Source organism: Mucilaginibacter sp., from assembly GCF_039921305.1.
Taxonomy (GTDB): Bacteria; Bacteroidota; Bacteroidia; order Sphingobacteriales; family Sphingobacteriaceae; genus Mucilaginibacter.
The window spans coordinates 136082-155059 of the sequence record NZ_JBDSCA010000055.1; the positions used below are offsets into that span (position 1 = coordinate 136082).

General features: G+C 40.6%; 14 protein-coding genes. 7 read left to right on the top strand and 7 right to left on the bottom strand.

What is annotated here, in order from left to right:
* Positions 1 to 62: 62 nt before the first annotated feature.
* Both ABIN91_RS17265 and ABIN91_RS17270 read right to left on the bottom strand, forming a co-directional pair.
* A complete protein-coding gene (locus ABIN91_RS17265) occupies positions 63 to 3257 on the bottom strand; it encodes a tolB protein precursor (protein WP_348052574.1) in 3195 nt (1064 codons plus the stop codon).
* 92 nt (positions 3258 to 3349) lie between these two features.
* Positions 3350 to 5665, bottom strand: coding sequence for a transglycosylase domain-containing protein (locus tag ABIN91_RS17270; RefSeq protein WP_348052575.1), 2316 nt, complete (start codon positions 5663 to 5665; stop codon positions 3350 to 3352).
* Between the two features lie 112 nt (positions 5666 to 5777).
* Here ABIN91_RS17270 and ABIN91_RS17275 point away from each other — a divergent pair, with 112 nt between their 5' ends.
* On the top strand, positions 5778 to 6656 hold the full coding sequence (locus tag ABIN91_RS17275; protein WP_348052577.1) for a polyphosphate kinase 2 family protein: 879 nt from the start codon (positions 5778 to 5780) through the stop codon (positions 6654 to 6656).
* Positions 6657 to 6827: 171 nt separating this feature from the next.
* On the opposite strand, the gene ABIN91_RS17280 is transcribed toward ABIN91_RS17275, so the two are convergent.
* The gene (locus ABIN91_RS17280) at positions 6828 to 9854 is read right to left on the bottom strand and encodes a GH92 family glycosyl hydrolase (protein ID WP_348052579.1); all 3027 of its coding nucleotides are present in this window, start codon (positions 9852 to 9854) and stop codon (positions 6828 to 6830) included.
* Between the two features lie 194 nt (positions 9855 to 10048).
* On the opposite strand from ABIN91_RS17280, the gene ABIN91_RS17285 reads away from it, so the two are divergent.
* On the top strand, positions 10049 to 10477 hold the full coding sequence (locus ABIN91_RS17285; protein ID WP_348052581.1) for an SRPBCC family protein: 429 nt from the start codon (positions 10049 to 10051) through the stop codon (positions 10475 to 10477).
* A 266-nt stretch (positions 10478 to 10743) separates the two neighbouring features.
* Positions 10744 to 11208 (top strand): IS200/IS605 family transposase, encoded by a 465-nt coding sequence (tnpA, locus tag ABIN91_RS17290; protein ID WP_348052583.1) that lies wholly within the window; start codon positions 10744 to 10746, stop codon positions 11206 to 11208.
* Positions 11209 to 11317: 109 nt separating this feature from the next.
* Here tnpA and ABIN91_RS17295 read toward each other — a convergent pair whose 3' ends face one another.
* Both ABIN91_RS17295 and ABIN91_RS17300 read right to left on the bottom strand, forming a co-directional pair.
* On the bottom strand, positions 11318 to 12097 hold the full coding sequence (locus tag ABIN91_RS17295; protein WP_348052585.1) for an amidohydrolase: 780 nt from the start codon (positions 12095 to 12097) through the stop codon (positions 11318 to 11320).
* A 43-nt stretch (positions 12098 to 12140) separates the two neighbouring features.
* Entirely contained in the window at positions 12141 to 13286 is a 1146-nt protein-coding gene (locus ABIN91_RS17300) for a methionine aminotransferase (RefSeq protein WP_348052586.1), read from the bottom strand.
* Positions 13287 to 13378: 92 nt separating this feature from the next.
* Between ABIN91_RS17300 and ABIN91_RS17305 the strand changes: the two genes are divergently transcribed.
* The 4 genes from ABIN91_RS17305 to ABIN91_RS17320 are packed head-to-tail and all read left to right on the top strand — an operon-like array spanning position 13379 to position 16271.
* Positions 13379 to 14350: an ABC transporter substrate-binding protein gene (locus ABIN91_RS17305; protein ID WP_348052588.1), complete on the top strand. Its 972-nt coding sequence runs from the start codon at positions 13379 to 13381 to the stop codon at positions 14348 to 14350.
* Positions 14350 to 15219, top strand: a complete 870-nt coding sequence (locus tag ABIN91_RS17310; RefSeq protein WP_348052590.1) for an ABC transporter permease — start codon at positions 14350 to 14352, stop codon at positions 15217 to 15219. Before ABIN91_RS17305 ends, ABIN91_RS17310 begins: the two co-directional genes overlap by 1 nt.
* On the top strand, positions 15216 to 15965 hold the full coding sequence (locus tag ABIN91_RS17315) for an ATP-binding cassette domain-containing protein (RefSeq protein ID WP_348052592.1): 750 nt from the start codon (positions 15216 to 15218) through the stop codon (positions 15963 to 15965). The genes ABIN91_RS17310 and ABIN91_RS17315 overlap by 4 nt, the downstream gene beginning before the upstream one ends.
* 30 nt (positions 15966 to 15995) lie before the next feature.
* Complete coding sequence (locus ABIN91_RS17320) at positions 15996 to 16271, top strand: hypothetical protein (RefSeq protein WP_348052594.1); 276 nt, start codon at positions 15996 to 15998, stop codon at positions 16269 to 16271.
* Here the strand turns inward: ABIN91_RS17320 and ABIN91_RS17325 are convergent.
* Positions 16268 to 18163 carry an OmpA family protein gene (locus tag ABIN91_RS17325; protein WP_348052595.1) on the bottom strand — a complete coding sequence of 632 codons (1896 nt, stop codon included), beginning with the start codon at positions 18161 to 18163 and terminating at the stop codon, positions 16268 to 16270. The genes ABIN91_RS17320 and ABIN91_RS17325 overlap by 4 nt on opposite strands.
* Positions 18164 to 18206: 43 nt before the next feature.
* Entirely contained in the window at positions 18207 to 18830 is a 624-nt protein-coding gene (locus ABIN91_RS17330; RefSeq protein ID WP_348052597.1) for a 7-carboxy-7-deazaguanine synthase QueE, read from the bottom strand.
* Between the last annotated feature and the right edge of the window lie 148 nt (positions 18831 to 18978).

Consider the following 18978-nt stretch of genomic DNA (forward strand, 5'->3'; position numbering starts at 1 on the left):
GCAAAAAAGAAAAGCCCGTTATCTCCTGATAACGGGCCTTTCTTTTTTAAACTATTTTGCTGTTACCATCCAGGTAAAAAATTCAAACCAAACACAGGGTATTTAACATCCGTCCGCTGGAATGGAATAGCCAGGTATGGCTCTAAAATAAGCGCTCCAAATACGTTAACCCTTAGCGATACACCAACACTTGTAGCAGGTACATGGCTGTATTTTGTACCTGTAACCTGCTGGCCTGTATTAGGATCAGTAACAAGGCCTTTATAAGGTTCTGGATCTAAACCAAAAGTAACTTTATCACCGGGACTCCAGGCTAAACCGGCATCAAAAAACACGTTCAAATCTGTAAACAAAATTTTCGATTTGATAACCGAAAGCTTCTCTGGTCCGGTAAACGGAAGCCGGGCCTCTAAGTTAAACACGCCAATACGGTTACCAAAAAGCTGATCGATGGTGTAATTATTAGTAGGTACCTTGTTATTACTATAAAAGCTTTGCGATTCATAACCCCTAATCAGGTACGGGTATCCCAAAAATATAGGGTATAATCCGTTGGTTGCAATATTTGATGCAAAGCGGCCATAGCCATATAACCTTGCCGCAAATGTAACAGGCCTAACTCTCAGGTATTTTCTCAGATCAATGGTTGGTGCAATAAAGCTATAAGTACCAAAGTTCATGTCAACACCCAATCTGTAACGGAAGCCATCCAAAGGCGCTGTAATGCCAAAGAATGAGTTATCGCCAACCAATGCCACACTTGCCGAATACAAAGCATACGATCTTAAATTATAACCGGTTATAGCTTCTTCATCGGCGTTCGATATTTTCTTTTTGTCACTGCCAATATATTCGTATTGGCCCGATGGTTTTCCAGCGAGCGAATCTATTATATACAGATCATTATAACGGTCAACCCTGAAATAATTATAAGATACACCTGCGCCAAATTCTATACGGGTAATTTTTGATAATGGGTACGATGTGAAAACATTGGTAGCATCCTGAAAATTGCGGATAATATCGGTATTGCTTGATAATACAGTTTGATTTTTGCCGCCTACATTTTGTTTTTCAAGGGTAGTGGTACCGATACCAAACTGGTAAGGGATATGTGAAATCGCGACTCCAAAATCCCAACGATGCGATTGGTTAATATAAGCGAATTGTCCACCAAAATCATAGATCTCACCGTTTACAGATGCACCTACAAACAGTTGGTTTCTACCCAATATATCGCTAAATATCCCTTGTATACCGCTTGCCAAACCCGCGCCATATTGGGTGTTAACCCCAACCCCAACACCACTGCTCGATAAATAATCCAGCTTAAATTGCGGGCGGTATTTAATGGTTTTGATGGAATCGGTTGGGATTTTCTGATAAGCCAGGTAATTGTTCAGGTTCGAGTTGATCAAATCAACACCTACAGCTTTAAGCGGGGGCAGCATGGCCGCATCAAAATTTAATGCCCCAGGGTCAACAACTACGGGTTTAAAATCAGATGCTTTACCATTGTACAAAGCATATTTTTGCGCCCGGTAATAAGAGTAAGCAATATCATCATTGTTGGATATGCTCAAGGCTGGCGCATACTCTGTGATACCGCTTATCCCGGTGAACAGGTCGGTCATTTGCTCAACTTTGCCACCATCTAACGTATAGCGGTACAAGTTACGGAAACCATCACGGTTTGATAAGAAGTAAATTTGCTTATCATTCGCCGAAAATTGCGGGTTTAAGTTATTAGCGCCATCAAAAACTTTAATATCTGTGATGTTGCCTGTAGCGATATCCATCACAGCTAAATTGAAAGTAATGGTTTGACTTAATGATTTATCATAAGTGGTTCTGTCGCTTGCAAATACAATGCTCTTACCATCGTGCGAAAAGCTTGGTTGATAATCAGAATATTTATCATGTGTTAATTGAGTTAGCTTTTTAGTACCCAGGTTATACATGTATAGATCACTTTCACCTTCAGACATGCCCGAGAAAGCGATATCCTGCCCGTTTGGTGACCATGTTACATAGCTAAACTGCTCGGCTTTGCCCATGGCTATCTCATTCAAAACCCTGCCGCTGGCCACATCCACAATAATCAGCTTATTGATACCGCCACCAAAAACACTAAACGCGAAACGCTTGCTATCCGGCGACCATGCACCTGCCGATTCTATAAAGTTAAATTCGTCAATATGCGTATTAGATATCTTGCTCGTGAGCTTTCGGAGTACTTTCCCCGTATGCGCATCCGCTACGTAGAGATCAATGGTAAAGAGGTTTTTCTCCGATAAAAACGTCAGATACTTACCATCCGGACTAATCGATGGGGCAACGTTCATCTCTCCCGAGTTATGAAAGTCGATCAACTTTTTACCAACCGGGGTCTGCGTAGTATCTTTCAGGTAAGGCTTGTACATAGATTGTATGGAGCTTTTCCATAATCTCGATAATGTACGCTCATCATAACCAAAAGTCTTCCTGATACCGTAATCCAAGCCAAAACGTGCAACATTTTTAAAGAAGGGTACTATAATAGTATCACCATAGGTAGAGCCGATGTAACTCCAGAAAGCCTCGCCATAACGGTAAGGAAAATATTTATTGGTTTCAGTCAGGTCTTTAATACTTGGGATATCTTTATTCAGATAAGCATCACGCATCCACATGGCCGTATAAGCATCCTTTTTACCTAAAGACAAATACTCGGCCATACCCTCTATCATCCACAAGGGTAAGTTATTGATCTCCGAAAAATTGTCGCCTTCACCACCATCTAACAAGGTATGATATTGAAACGCGTGTACCAACTCGTGGCCAATTACGTGCCTTGTAGTTTGGTTGGTTTCCATAAAAGGCATTACAACACGGTTTTTTAAACCTTCGGTAACACCACCTGTGCCTACGCCAATTTCACCATCAATGGCTGTAGTTTGCTGAAAATCAGGGTGGTCTGCGTATAAAATGATTGGGTTAGGCTTTTTAAACGTATCACGAAATACCTGTTGATGCAGGGTGTACCACAACTCGCTCTCTTGGGCAAAACGCTTAATCAGGCTGTCGTTCTTAATATAATAGTATATCTCAAAGTGAGGAGTTTTGTAAACCTTAAAGTCCAGGTTTTTATATCTAACCTTGTTTTGTCCAAAACCCTGAGCCTTAGCGCTACCCGGTGCAAATAAAGCCACAGCAGCAAAAAGCAGGAGTAATGAAACCGAAAATATTATACGCGGGAATGAGTAGCGTTTATTCATATGTGAGTGCGTTTTTTGGTTGTAGATATTGAATGTTTTTCGGTAAAAATAAACTTTTAACAGTAAACGCTCAATTTCTTAAATTATTTGGCCTACTGTTGAATTTCTTTCTCTTTATTTTCTTCAACTGGTTGAGGCACCGTCATTAAGGTGCTATCGCCCGATAAACTGTCTGTTGCTGTTGTATCGCTCCTGATATGTGGCGATGGGCAATCATACTGCTTGGTAATTTTGCTCCAGGGTTTAGGAAAAGGACCCGGTTGATAACCCGATTGCGGATCGGCATAAACCTTTTCCATAAAGCGCCCAAAAATAGGTAAGGCCGTATGCGATCCTTCGCCCGATTCTGATGTGGTAAAGTGTATACTGCGATCATCAGCACCAACCCAAACACCCGTTACCAGATCTTTAGTGATGCCCATATACCAGCCATCTACAAAACCAGATGACGTTCCTGTTTTACCACCTATCTGGTTGCTGTTCTTCTTCCACAAACCATTGTATTCCCATAACGCTTGCGATGTGCCACCCGGTTCTTCCATGCCACCACGGAACATGTAAAGCATCAGCCAGGCAATCTCCTCGCTCAATACCCTCTCGGTTTTAAGCGTAAACTCTTTTAATACATTGCCTTCCTGATCAGTTATTTTGGTAACCAGTAATGGATCTATCTTATTTCCACGGTTCAAAAAAGTACTATAAGCACGCACCATCTCGTAAACCGAAACATCGTTAGTACCTAATGATACCGATGGAACCGATTCCAGATGGCTCTCTATCCCACATTTATGCGCATATTGAACTACTTTATCCCAGCCAACCTTCTCAGTAAGCTGCGCGGTAATGGAGTTTACAGATTTACCCATAGCCCAACGCAAACTCATTTCCTGGTAGCTGAATACCCAGTTAGCATTTTTAGGCTCCCAAACCTCTTCTTTACCCTTATCCATAAACTTAACCGATACTGGTTTGTCTGTGAACTTATCGCAAGGCGTATATCCGTTATCCAAAGCGGTTAAGTAAGCAAAGGGCTTAAATGTTGAACCCGCCTGGCGTTTTGATTGCTTAACGTGATCGTAATTGAAGTATTTATGATCAATACCGCCAACCCAAACTTTAATTTTACCGCTGGTAGGCTCAATGGTCATCATCCCGGTATTTAACAAACGGGCATAATAGCTAATAGAATCTAATGTAGTAAATGTGGTATCGTGTTCGCCTTTCCAACTGAACACGGTCATCCGTTTAGGGCGACTAAAAAACTTGCGGATAGAATCAATATTACCCACATACTTTTTATCAACTAATTTGTAAATAGGGAGTTTCTGGGCCATCTTCATGGCGTAATCTTTTATTTCATTTCCATCCGGATCTATCCAGGGGTTTTTCTTGCCCCAAATGTTGTCAAAACGCTTTTGCAGCATCTTCATTTTTTCGGCAACAGCTTCTTCAGCATATTGTTGTAAGCGCGAATCAATGGTAGTGTATATTTTTAAACCATCTTCGTAAAGGTCAACATCGTTTTCTTTACACCAGGGTGCCAGCCATTTTTCAACCGCGCGGCGGATGTATGAATCACCCTGCGAATCATCTTCAACATAACTCAGATCAAGGTTAAGTGGCGCTTCTACATCGGCATTCAATGCGGCCTGTGTAATGTAATTGTACTTAGCCATTTGCTTAAGTACAGTGTTACGGCGCTCAAGGGCTTTTTCAGGATTACGGATAGGATTGTAGGTTGATGTAGCTTTCAGCATCCCGATCAGCATAGCAGCTTCATCGGTATTAACCGCGTCGGGATTTTTATTGAAATACTTTTTAGTTGCTGTTTTAATACCGAATGAGTTATTACCAAAAGGTACTGTATTAAGATAAAGTGTTAAAATCTCTTGTTTGCTGTAAACGTGCTCAATTTTATAAGCCGTTATCCACTCCTTACATTTAAATATAATGGTGCGTAATACCGGGATATGCTTGATCAATCCCTGAGATTGCTTCTTACGCGTTTCGAATAAATTTTTAGCTAATTGTTGGGTTATAGTACTCCCACCACGCCTTTCACCTTTGGCGGTAGAGCGGATACTGCTGAAGAACGAAAAGAAATCCACACCGCCATGCTGGTAAAAGCGGGCATCTTCCGTAGCGATAAGCGCGTTGATAAGGTTAGGTGATATCTGTTTGAACTCGACAGGTGAGCGGTTTTCCTTAAAATACTTCCCTAAAAGCTTACCATCAGCCGAGTACACTTCGGATGAAAGTGACATGGATGGGCTCTTGATATCCCGCATATCCGGCGAATAGCCAAACAGCCACAGAAAATTGAGTTCGATGGCGCAGAAGAAAATAATTATAAAATAGAAGAATATGAGCGTATAGCGTAAGAAACGATTTTTTATCCGTTTAAACATGTGGTAAAGATGTGAAATAAAGGGCCCAATTCATAACCCGAACAACAAATATTAATAACGATGGTTTGTAGTATAAATTTTAGGTTAATTTGTCACAAATCTATTTCTTCAAATGGAAAATATCATCAAAAAGTTCAAAATTTCTTCAAATTCACGTTTTGATCTGAAAGATCATCAAACAGACTATGCAGATGGCTATACAAAAGAAAACTCCGGAAAGATATTAACTGATTTGATAGAAAAAATAGCCGACTTGCAAACCGAACTGTATGCGGCCAACAAAAATGCGTTATTGATAATTTTCCAGGCTATGGATGCCGCGGGTAAAGATAGCGCTATAGCGCACACCATGTCGGGCTTAAACCCGCAAGGTTGCCAGGTTTACAGCTTTAAGCAGCCAAGTATTGAAGATCTGGATCATGATTTTTTGTGGCGGCACTATAAAGCCCTGCCCGAGCGTGGCCGCATTGGTATCCACAACCGCTCGCATTACGAAAACGTGTTGGTTTGCAAAGTTCATCCCGAAATTGTTTTGGGGCAGCGCCTTCCGGGGATAGAAAACTTAAAAGATATTGACAATAAATTTTGGGAAAACAGGTATGAAAGTATCCGCAACTTTGAAAAGCATCTAACCCTTAACGGGACAACCATTATCAAATTCTTTCTCAACGTATCCGAAGATGAGCAAAAGGAACGTTTTTTAAAACGAATAGCCAAACCAGAAAAGCATTGGAAATTTTCATCTGCCGATATTGAAGAACGTAGCTATTGGAAAGATTATATGAACGCTTACACGAAAGCCATTAACGAAACCGCGACAAACGATGCCCCGTGGTATGTTATCCCGGCTGATAAAAAATGGTTTACCCACATAGCCATATCAACCATTATGTTACAAGTTTTGCAGGATATGAAATTGAAGTATCCGGTACTCGATAAAGAGGAAAAGGATAAGTTAGGAGAAGCAGCGGAGCTTCTGAAAGGGGAATAGGTAAGATTTGTGATATTAGATTGAATATTGAGGCAAAAAAAAATGTCATTTCGAACGAGGTACGAGAGAGAAATCTTTTGCGTATGCTGGGTATGTTGTAGACTATCGGGCACAAGAATTCTCTGTTGTCGAAATAACATTGAATCATTCAGTCATTCAGTCCATCAATCATTACTCTAACACTATCTCATCGGCAAAAATATAACTCTGTTCACCTTTGCTTTCGTGCCCATCTGGCAATTTGCCAAATTGGTGTGCTATGATTTTAATAAAACGTGTTTTAATGTTAACGTCAATGCTATAGAGTTGCGTTTTTACATCAGCATCTTTAATGCCTATCTTACTGATCGCCGAGCCAATCGGTTTAAACGTTTTACCATCTTCGGATGTCATAAACTCCACGCTCTTCGGGAAAACGATCCAGGCCTGGCTATCCTGTAATGTATTGATGCCTATCTTTTTCACAACACGTGCTGTGCCCAGGTCAAGTATAGCTTCAAGGTCATTACCCTGAAAACCCTGCCAATTACCTACCTGCCAGTTTGTTGTACCTTTAAAGCCGTCGATCAAAGCATTTGGTCCGGTAGCCGTGTAAGATGGATGGATCTTACTTAACGAGGTTATTTTAACATCACCTCGTATTTTGGTGAATTTACCTTCAACAACAAAACTCAGTTTATCATTTTTTATCGCGATACATTTAACCGTTGTAGTAGCCGTTAAAGTTACCGGCTTGGTAAACAAAGTTGAACTTGCGGTAGGAGTAGAGCCATCTAAAGTATAATAGATATTAACGCCTGCATCGGCAGAACCGAACGATATGTTCAACTCATTTTGAATAGTGCTTGATGGATAAATGATATAGGGGTTGGCAACAATTAGCTCATCTGTAATGTGCGATTTTGGCTTTTCCAACTCCTGCATAAATATTTTGTTGGGTAACCTGCCCATAAATACTTCCCAGTCACCACCATTCTGAATATCGTTATAGGTTAAGTAAAGCTTATCATAAGTGTTTTTATTCAACGTCATTCCTTGCAGGTAATAGCTGGTAGCCGTATTGCCCGAGCCTGTAATGGTGAATTTTTTACCATTCTCCAGGTTGATCACCGCTTTATCAAACACCGGTAAACCTATTTCGTAATTCTGCCCACCCGGCGCCAGGTTGTAAAAGCCCAAACAACTCATCACATACCAGGCCGACATTTGTCCGCAATCTTCATTACCGGCCAAACCATCAGGGGCATCTTTGTATTGCTGACGCATAATTCTGCTCAGGTACAATTGGGTCTTATCAGGATTGTTAGTATAGTTAAATAAATAAGCCATATGATGACTTGGCTCGTTGCCATGCGCGTACTGGCCCATTAAACCCGTAATGTCTGATTGTTCCCTGCCGGTTAACTTATCGCTTGTGGTAAATAACTGCTCAAGCTTCGCTTCAAAGTTTACTTTACCACCCATTTTTTCAACCAGGCCCTCAACATCCTGCGGTACCAAAAACGAATATTGCCACGAGTTGCCTTCGGTGTAAAAGTTATTTACATCGGTAGGTAAAAATGGTATGGCCCAGCCACCATTGGCGCGGGCGCGCATAAAGTTAGTTTGGTTATCAAAAGCGTTTTTCCAGTATTGGCCGCGTTTAATGTATTCGGTATAGTCTTGTGGTTTGTTCATCATTTTAGCCATTTGAGCAATGCACCAATCGTCAATGGCATACTCTAATGTTTTAGATACCGATTCGTTTTCATCTTCACTCAGCACGACACCGTTTTTGCGATACGAGTCCAACCCGAACTGGTTACGGTTAACGGCGGCTTTCATCGCTGTTAAAGCTTTCTCGGCATCAAAATCACGGATGCCTTTCGCGTAAGCATCAACAATAACCGGGATAGCGTGGTTACCCACCATGCAATAGGTTTCGTTTGATGCCAGCGGCCATATCGGCAATAATCCCCCCTGATCATACATCGCTAAAAAGCTCTTAATAAAATCTGACGTGCGTTTTTTATTGATGATGGTTTGCAAAGGGTGCTCGGCACGGTATGTGTCCCATAACGAGAATACGGTATAATATTCAAAACCCTCGGCTTTGTGTATCTTTTGGTCTAAGCCGCGGTATTGCCCATCTACATCGCTGTAAACATTTGGAGCGCAAGCGGTATGATAGAGCGCGGTATAAAAAATGGTTTGCTTGATCTTAGCATAATCAACAACCGGTATTTTAGGGCGCGGCGCTCCATAAGGGCCGCCGTAGCCACCATAACCCTGTTGGGTATTGGTAGGTATTTGAATCTGCGCAGGCGCTCCACCTTCCACATCAATTTTGGACAACTCGTTCATCCAATCGTTTTTGGCGGCTTTTTGTACTTTCTTGAAATCAAAATCCGGAACTTCGGCATTTAAATTAGTCAGAGCGCCATCAGTATTAACTGAGGATATCCCCACTTTGGATACCACTTCGCCAGGGCTATCAAACTGGATATACATTTTTACATTAGTGCCTTCAACTTTGTTTTTACCTTCCTGTATCTTATCATTTAAGGCTATACCATAAGTTTTAAATGGCTTAGAAAATTTGGCGTAGAAGTATACATACTGATCTTTAGCCCACGATTTTGATTCGCGTAAACCACGGATCTCATGATCGTTTACCACCTCTATCCAACTATTTAAAACCTGGTCCCGATGTTGCAGATCGATAATAATATTACATTGTTTATCACTGGGATAATTGTACCTGTGCACACCAACACGTTTGGTAGCGGTTAGCTCAACCCCGATTTTATATTTATCTAAAAAGGTTTTGTAATAGCCAACAGATGCTTCTTCGTTTTTCTTTTTAAAGCCTGAGCTGTATTCGGTGTTCTTGAATTTAGGTTCACCGGTGGTTGGCATAAATAGCACATCGCAATAATCGGGAATACCCGTACCGCTTAAATGCGTATGCGAAAATCCATAAACCACAGTATCGGTAAAATGGTAACCAGAGCAGCCATCCCAACTGGTTAACCTTGTATCCGGACTCAATTGCACCATCCCGAAAGGAACAATAGCTCCCGGGTAAGTATGGCTATGCCCGCCTGTACCAATAAAAGGGTCAACAAGCATGGTATGATCTATGATCTTTTTCTTTTGGGCTTGCGCAGATAGAGTTACAACAGCTAACAGTAAAAGAGAAAAGTACTTGTGTTTCATATGGAATTGATAACGGTAATTAGCGCATATGATTATACGAACTAAATTTTATTTGCTTAACAATAATGCACTGTTTAAAGCACATAAGCAAATTGATAACAAGGTTTTAATTCAATTTTAAATATTGAGTACAAACCATTGATATTCATAGTTGTTATAAATTGGTAGTGCTTTAAAAAAACATCTTCAAAGTCATGGAAAAATTAATCGCAAAAACGGCTATTATAATAAATGCTACACCAGCTAAGGTTTGGAAAGCAATTACCAGCCCCGAACTCATTAAGCAATATTTATATGGCACCGAAGTAACAACCGATTGGAAAGAAGGCAGCCCGATAAATTATAAAGGGGAGTACAATGGCAAAGAATATCATGATAAAGGTACCATACAGAAAATAGAGCCTGAAAAACTATTTCAAAGTACTTATTGGAGTTCAATGGGAGGTAAGGAAGACAAGCCCGAAAATTATAATCAGGTAACCTATAAGTTATCCGGAAAGGATGGCAAAACCGAAGTTACGCTTTCGCAGGATAACGTAAATTCCGAAAAGGAAAAGGAACACGCAACAGAGAACTGGAATATGGTATTAAAGGAATTGAAGAAGGTGGCTGAAGGTTTATAATTAAAATATCTGCTTCTAAAACATGGGCTCGTTAACAAATGTCCCGCAGGGACTATCGCTTTGTGGAATAATTTATTGTTGTTTTTTGTTTCGGAAGGACTACCCTTTGTAGAAATAATTTGTTACTGGTTTTTTGTCCCAGCGGGACTACCGCTTTGTAGAAAATGATTTATTGTTGGCTCTTGTCCCGGAGGGACTACCTTATCGTATAACAACAACCATTGCAATTAATCTAAAAAGGCTAATTTGGCGTATTAATTATCACTATGCCAAATACCTACACCCAACTTTATATTCATTGCATATTTGCCGTAAAATATAGGGAAGCATTGATTAAACCTGAATGGGAAGACCGACTCCAAAAATATATTACAAGCATAGTTCAAAATAATGGGCATAAGCTATTGGCAATAAATAATGTATCAGACCATGTGCATATCTTGATAGGTCTTAATCCTACTCAATCAATATCTGAATTGATGCGATTGGTAAAGGGCGATAGTTCAGAATTTATCAATAAGGAAAAGTTAACAACAAGAAAATTCAATTGGCAAAGTGGCTATGGTGCTTTTACCAATAGTAAATCTCAAATTGATAGTGTAGCTAAGTATATTCTTAATCAAAAAGAACATCATCTTAAAAGAACTTTTAAAGAAGAATATCTAACTATTTTAAAGGATTATGATGTTGATTATAATGATCAATATGTTTTTGAAGATTTATTAGACTAAGGGTAGCCCCTCTGGGGCATAAGTCGGTGGTTTTATTTTTCTACAAAGCGGTAGTCCCTCCGGGACACAATATAAAGCGATATTCGCTGAAATAGGCATTGTAGTTATCCTATAATTCAATACTAAACTCATCCGCATCCTTTAAAAAAGGCAATGCGCGACGAATTTTGATCAATTCGGTTGGATTAATGGTGAAGGTATAAACATCCTCTTCGTCGCGTTTATAATAAACCACATCGCCGTTAGGGCTAATGCAGGTTGAATCGCCGGAGTGGTAAACCTCATTGCCATCGTGGCCAACACGATTCACACCAATCACATAACTCTGGTTTTCAACCGCCCTTGCGGGGATAAGAGTGCGCCAATGTAATGCGCGTTTTTCGGGCCAATTGGCTACCACGATGAGCATATCATAATCCGCATCTTTATTACGCAACCATACCGGGAAACGCAGATCGTAACAAATTACGGGGCAAATTTTCCAGCCCTTTAATTCAACTATCAATTTTTCGGTGCCGGCTGTGTAGGTGTTATGTTCTTTGCCTAAGGCAAATAAATGGCGTTTATCATAATGTTTGTATGTGCCATCGGCCTGCATCCATATCAGGCGGTTATAAAATTTATCGTTTTCGGTAATAATGATGCTGCCTGTAATTACGCAATCATACTTTTTGGCAACCTGCTGCATCCATTGTATGGTTTTACCATTCATGGGTTCGGCTAACAGCTCTGCACTCATGGTAAAACCGGTATTAAACATTTCGGGCAGAATAATCAGGTCGGTTTTTTCGCGGATACTACTTAAGCGCAGTGTTATATTTTGGAGGTTTTTATCAATATTTTCCCAAAAGAGATATCCCTGGAAAATGGTTATTTTTAAATTATCCATTCAAGCTTTTTCATTAAAACCGGGTAGAGTCGGCAGGTAAATACTAAATCTTCATCAGCTTATTAACGGCATTATCCAGCGTTTCTTGTTTTTTTGCAAAACAAAATCTCAAAACATGGTGATCTGTACCCCTGGTATAGAACTCCGATGTTGGTATTGATGCCACGCCAAACTCCCTGGTAATACGCATGGCCATTTCTACGTCTTTTTCGTCGCTAATGTTACCATAAGTTACCGATTGGAAGTAAGATCCCGCGCAAGGCAACAACTCAAACCGCGTTTGCGCCATGCCAGAGCGGAAGTGATCTCGCTTTTGCTGAAAGAAACCCGCCAGCTCTAAATAAGTATTTTCATCTTTTAAATATTCGGCAATAGCGTATTGCATAGGTGAGTTTACACTGAACACCAAAAATTGGTGTACCTTTCTAAACTCCTGCATTAAAATAGCCGGTGCTACACAATATCCAACTTTCCAGCCTGTTGTATGGAACAGTTTGCCAAATGAGGCCACAATAAAACTCCTTTTACGCAATTCTTCGTAACGGGCCATACTGTGGTGGGTTTGATTATCAAATATCAGATGCTCATAAACCTCATCGCTCAGTATCATGATATCCTGATTGGTTACGATAGATATCAATTCATCAATATCGTTTTGCTGCAAAATGGTAGCAGTAGGGTTTTGCGGCGAGTTTAAAATGATCATCCGTGTACGGTTACTGATCAAGCGGCGCACCATATCCCAGGGGATACTGTAATCTGGTGGCGATAACTCCAACGATTTTACTACACCGCCCATTAGCTTAATGGCGGGAGCATAGCTATCATAAGCAGGTTCAAAAACTATAACCTCATCGTTAGGTTGTATGGCCGTACAAATGGCGGTAAATATAGCTTGTGTGCCACCAGCGGTAACAGTTATTTCGGTATCCTGATTGTAATGAGCACCGTAAAGTTTTTCAAATTTTTTGCTTATCTCTTCGCGTAAGCTCATTAAACCAGCCATTGGAGCATATTGGTTATGACCATCTTTCATGGCTTTGTTAACCAGATCGGTCAGCTCAGGTGGGCAATCATAATCCGGAAAACCTTGCGAAAGGTTAATGGCGCCAACTTCAGCAGCCAGGGCGCTCATGGTGGTAAATATGGTTGTTCCTACTCGTGGAAGTTTTGAAGTTATACGTATCATTCCTTGCGAAAATAACCAAAAAAATAACTAAGTATGGTTTAAAACAATACACATAGGGTTTGCCTGTGCCGTAAATTGCTTAAATTAGCCTAATGAAGAACCGTATTTTACCTGTATATGCTATAATAGCCTTAATATTAACGGCTTGTAGTTCAACTAATAAAAGCGGCATTACAACTGTAGGTTTTGTAGATGCGTTTGAAGATGCCACCATTGCCAAAGCGCGCACCGGTTTTGTAGATGCTTTAAAGAAAAACGGCTTCAGCGAAGATAAAAAAAATGTAAAAATAATTTATCAAAACGCACAGGGCAGTATACCTACGCTTACACAAATAGTAAACGGCTTTGTAAGTCAAAAGGTTGATCTGCTGGCAACCTGCACAACATTATCAACCATAACTGCTCTGCAAAAAACTAAAACTATCCCGGTGTTTCAAATGGTAGCGCCAACGGCTGGTTTGATGAAGGTTGAAGATGCATCGGGCAAAGGCCCTGCTAATCGCTTTGGCGCCGAAGAGGATCTGGCTTATATCGATACTTCATTCTCTATTATACCTAAACTGGTAAAGCCTAAAAGTGGAAAGCTTGTTATTGGGATGATCTATAATCAATCAGAACCACAATCGGTTGATGCCATGAGGCGCATTAAAACTTTAGCCGATAAACTAAACGTAACTTTGGTAACCTTGCCGGTTAATACTTCAGCAGAAGCGCAATTGGTTACACAATCGTTACTTGGTAAAAACATCGATGCTTTTTTTGCCAATCCGGATAACACGGTTTTCGCATCTTTCGAAACCATTGTAAAAAGCTGTGATCAAAAACATGTGCCCATCTTCACCAGCGAAGCCGGATTGGTTGAACGTGGTGCAGTAGCCGCTTTTGGTGCCGATATTTACCAATGGGGATATCAGGCAGGTGAGCAGGCAGCGCAGTATCTTAAAACACATAATACAAATGGATTGAGAACAGAAATGGTCAAGATCCGCAAACGAGTTTATAATCCGGCTGTAGCTAAAAAATACAATATCACTATCCCACCAAACTTCGAAGCCGTTAAATAATGGATTTCCTGCTAACCGCGCTTTTACAAGGACTTTGCTTTTCGGGAATAGCCCTGGGTATTTACATCTCCATGAAGATATTCAACATCCCTGATATAACAACCGACGGTAGTTATACTTTAGGTGCGGCGGTAACAGCGGTACAATTAACAAACCACTTACCTGGCTACCTGATTTTACCATCCGTAATATTAGCCGGAGCTATAGCCGGAGCCTTAACGGGGTTAATTCACACCAAGCTTAAAATAAACGCTTTACTGGCTGGTATATTGGTGATGACGGGTTTGTATTCCGTTAACCTAACCATTATGGGGCGTTCTAATTTACCATTGATCAATATTCAAACATTGTTTGACTGGGTTAAAGCTGTAGCTGATCCTAACCAAAATTCGCTATTTATTATCATCGTATTTGTTGCTTTAATTACTTTGATAATAGGCTACCTGCTCAAAACAGATTTCGGCATCGCCATGCGTGCAACGGGTAATAGCGAATCGATGATCCAGGCTTTAGGTGTAAACACCGATAGGATGAAGATCATAGGCTTGGCCTTAGCTAACGCACTTACGGCCGTAAGCGGCTATTTGATGACCCAGTTTCAAGGCTACGCCGATATTAGCATGGGCATAGGGGTGGTGATTGTTGGTTTGGGTTCAGTTATCATCGGCGAAACGCTCATCAATTGGTTTTCCATTACATCGGTATGGTTGAGTTTAGCTGTGGTGCTTTTTGGTGCGATAGTGTTCCAGATGGTATTGGCGCTAACGCTATCCTTAGGCGTAAACCCTAATATGCTTAAAATAGTTACTGCCGTGTTTGTGTTATTGATTGTTAGTTTGCCACGTTTAAATTTGATCAAACAATCATGATAGATCTGCAAGGCGTACATAAAACCTTCAATCGGGGCAAGGCTAACGAGGTTGTCGCCCTTTCGGGGATCGATCTGCATATCAACAAGGGAGAGTTTGTAGTAATTGTTGGCTCCAATGGTTCAGGAAAATCTACACTGCTGAATATGATAACAGGCAGTATCGCGCCAAGCCAGGGTAAAGTTTTAATTGATGATAAGGATGTTACAAACCTACCCGACCACAAGCGCAGCCAATGGATAGCCCGCGTTTTTCAAAACCCATTGAGTGGTACAGCTCCCGATCTGAGTATATTGGATAACTTTAGGCTGGCCGCTTTACGCACCAGCAAAAAAGGTTTAACCATTGGTGTTAATGATACTTTTGCCCAATTGGTTAAAGAGCGAATTTCTGTTTTAGGGATGGGCTTAGAAAACAAGATACTGCAACCCATGGGCACCTTATCCGGCGGGCAACGCCAGGCTTTAACCTTATTAATGAGCGTGATGGATAAATGCGATATACTACTGCTGGATGAGCCTACAGCAGCTTTAGACCCCCGTTCTGCCGATATTGTAATGAAAACTGCCGACCAACTGATCAAAGAGTTTGAACTCACAGCTATCCTGATCACCCATAACCTTAAAGATGCCTTTACTTATGGTAATCGCATTATTCAAATGGGCGAAGGGAAGATCATTCATGATATGGCCGCCGATATTAAAACCACATTAAAACAAACCGACCTGTTCGAATGGTTCGCATAGTGGCAAAGTAATTGCTATACCGTGGTCACTATGAAAAGCAACAAATTCGAAACCATCAAAGATGCCTACCAATTGGTACAAGGCGCGCAAATTCGCGCAAAGCAATATCCTGAAGAAATATTTACACTTGCCGAGTATCAGGCCGATAAACGCGGCTACATGGTATATCCGGTTGATAACGGTGTTATGTACCAGGATTTTGGCGTACTGATAACTGAAACCGAATTGATGAACGATTATGAAATAGGTAGCATTGAAATGGTTACCCCAAAAGCCGATATTTTTGCCGAAAGAAAGGTAGCTTAATTAGAGATAATTTTAAACTCTGTTCTCCGGTTCAATTTCCTGCCATCATCTGTGCTGTTTGTAGCAATGGGTTGCAATTTACCGTAGCCTTTATAAACCAATCGCGTGGCATTAATATGTTGCGCTATCAGGTAGGTATAAACCGCTTTCGCGCGATTTTGGGATAACGTTCTGTTCAAAGCATCATCACCAACATCATCTGTATGGCCCGATACCTCTATTTTAACATTAGTGTTTTCGGTCAAAAAGGCGATGAGCTTTTCCAATTCCGTTTTTGATTCTTTTTTAATCTCGTACTTATTGGTATCAAAAAATATGTTCTTTAAAACCACTTTGTTACCTGCATCAATTCCCTGTAGGGGTACATCAATTTTGTATTGCTTTTTATTGTCGATGCCGTGCAGCGAAAAGTTCTCAGAATAAAATAAATATCCTTTTTTAGAAATATTTAAGCCATAATCTTTACCATAAGTTAATTTGGACAGGAAACTTCCATCTTGTTCGGATATGCTTTGATAAACGGTTTTATTATTTTCCAGATCAATAATCTCAACATTGGCATCTAAAGGCATTTTGCTTTTGGCATCTGTTACAATACCCTTAACATAGGTAACCATCTGCGGCCTCAATGTTGCAGGCATCTCGAACGAGTATATATCAAAGCCCCCATAACCCCTTAAAATGTTCGACGAAAAATAAGCCAGATCACCATTGGCATTCAGTGTGAGTCCGCTGTCGTCCGCATTGGTATTAATGGGGTAACCCAGGTTTTTGGGCTTTTGCCATTGTCCGTCAGCGCCACGGCGGCTAATAAAAACATCCATATTACCCATCCCCGGCCAGCCATTTGACGAGAAGTACAGGGTGTTATTATCAGGATGAATAAACGGCGATTGCTCGTCAAATGGTGTATTTACATTTGGCCCCAAATTTTCTGGCTCGCCCCAGCCTTTATTAGTCAGGGTTGATTTCCAGATATCATAACCACCAAAACCTCCCTTGCGGTTACTCACAAAATAAAGCGTTTTACCATCACTGCTGATGGATGGCTGCGATTCCCAATTGCCTGTATTAATGGGCGCGTTTAAATTGTAGGGGATATCCCAATCATTACCAACCTTCCGCGAAACATAAATGTCACATTTGCCCAATCCTAATGGTCTGTCGCAACCGGTAAAAAACAAGTATTGCCCATCCTGAGTTACAGACTGCGCACCTTCGTTATACTCGGCCGTATTGATCTGGTTGCTCAGGTAACTGGCAACACTCCACTTGTTGTTAGCCTTGTTGCTTTTATAAAAATCTTCGTTATTGTTAATTTTACGTGTAAATATCAATACACCCTCATCAGCAGTTAAAACGGGCATGTATTCGTCATTAGCCGTATTAACTTCGGGGCCTAAATTTAGGGGTTTGAAAGGTACTGGGTGCAATAAAGCATCCAGACTAAATTCGCAATCACTCAATAATAGTTCAGCATAACGTTTATTATTGGGGTTGATATTAGGATACTTGATGTACTTCTGCAAATGTATTTGCGCATTTGCGTAATCAGCAATGTTAACTTCCGCTTCGCCAATATTTAAATAAACCCCACGGTTAAAATCCGGATTCACTTCAATTACCTTTAAATAATGAGCGATAGACGCCTTGGTTTTTTTGGTTAGCCTGAGTATATCTGCCAGTTGGTTTTGAGCCTCTAAAAAGTTAGGGTCAACGCCAACAGCGTAAGTTAGTTGACCAATAGCCTGATCATATAATTGATAATCTAAACTTTGCCGGGCTTTAATATAATTGCGGATAGCATCTTTATTGCTGGTAGTATATTGCCTGTCTTGCGCGTACAAAAGTACAGGTAAACAAATCAATATTGCAGCTAAAAGGTTTCTCATTAATATCTTACGCTTGGAAAACACATATCCAAGTTACAAAATGTTATGGAATATTGAGGTATTTGTGCGTTTGTAACGAAATTTCCCATTTTGGGTTATTCATCACATAATCAACAATCATTGGTATGGTTTCTTTTGATTTTGACCATTCTGGTTGTAAATACAGTTTACAATCCGGCGATACCAGTTCAGCATATTGCTCGGCCCAGGCAAAGTCTGATTTGTTGAACACGATCACTTTCAATTCGTGAGCAAACGGTGCAACATCTGGGTTGGGGCTCTTAAATTTTTTAGGCGACAAACAGATCCAGTCCCATGATCCCGAAAGGGGATAAGCGCCCGAAGTTTCGATAAAGGTTTTAATACCGCGCTGCTGTAATTGAGTGGTTAAATAATCCAGATTATAGATCAATGGCTCGCCACCGGTAATAACAACAGCCTTGCCGGGATACTTAATGGCGTTCTCTACAATAACATCCGATGCCGTTAGCGGGTGGATAGAGGCATCCCAGCTTTCTTTAACATCGCACCAGTGGCAACCCACATCGCAACCACCTAAACGTATAAAATATGCTGCTTTGCCGGTATTGTAACCCTCGCCCTGTATCGTATAAAACTCCTCCATTAAAGGAAGTAAAGTGCCGTCTTCCGGAATCTGATTCACCATAATAAGCCGCAAATATAAGCAAATCACAATCAAGCCTAAACCTGCGCCGTTTAATGAGTGATTATATTACGAAACAATGAGAAAATAGCCGTGCTACTAACATAATATCAATTAAAAATCAGTTAGTTTTGGGTGATGAAGAAAGTTT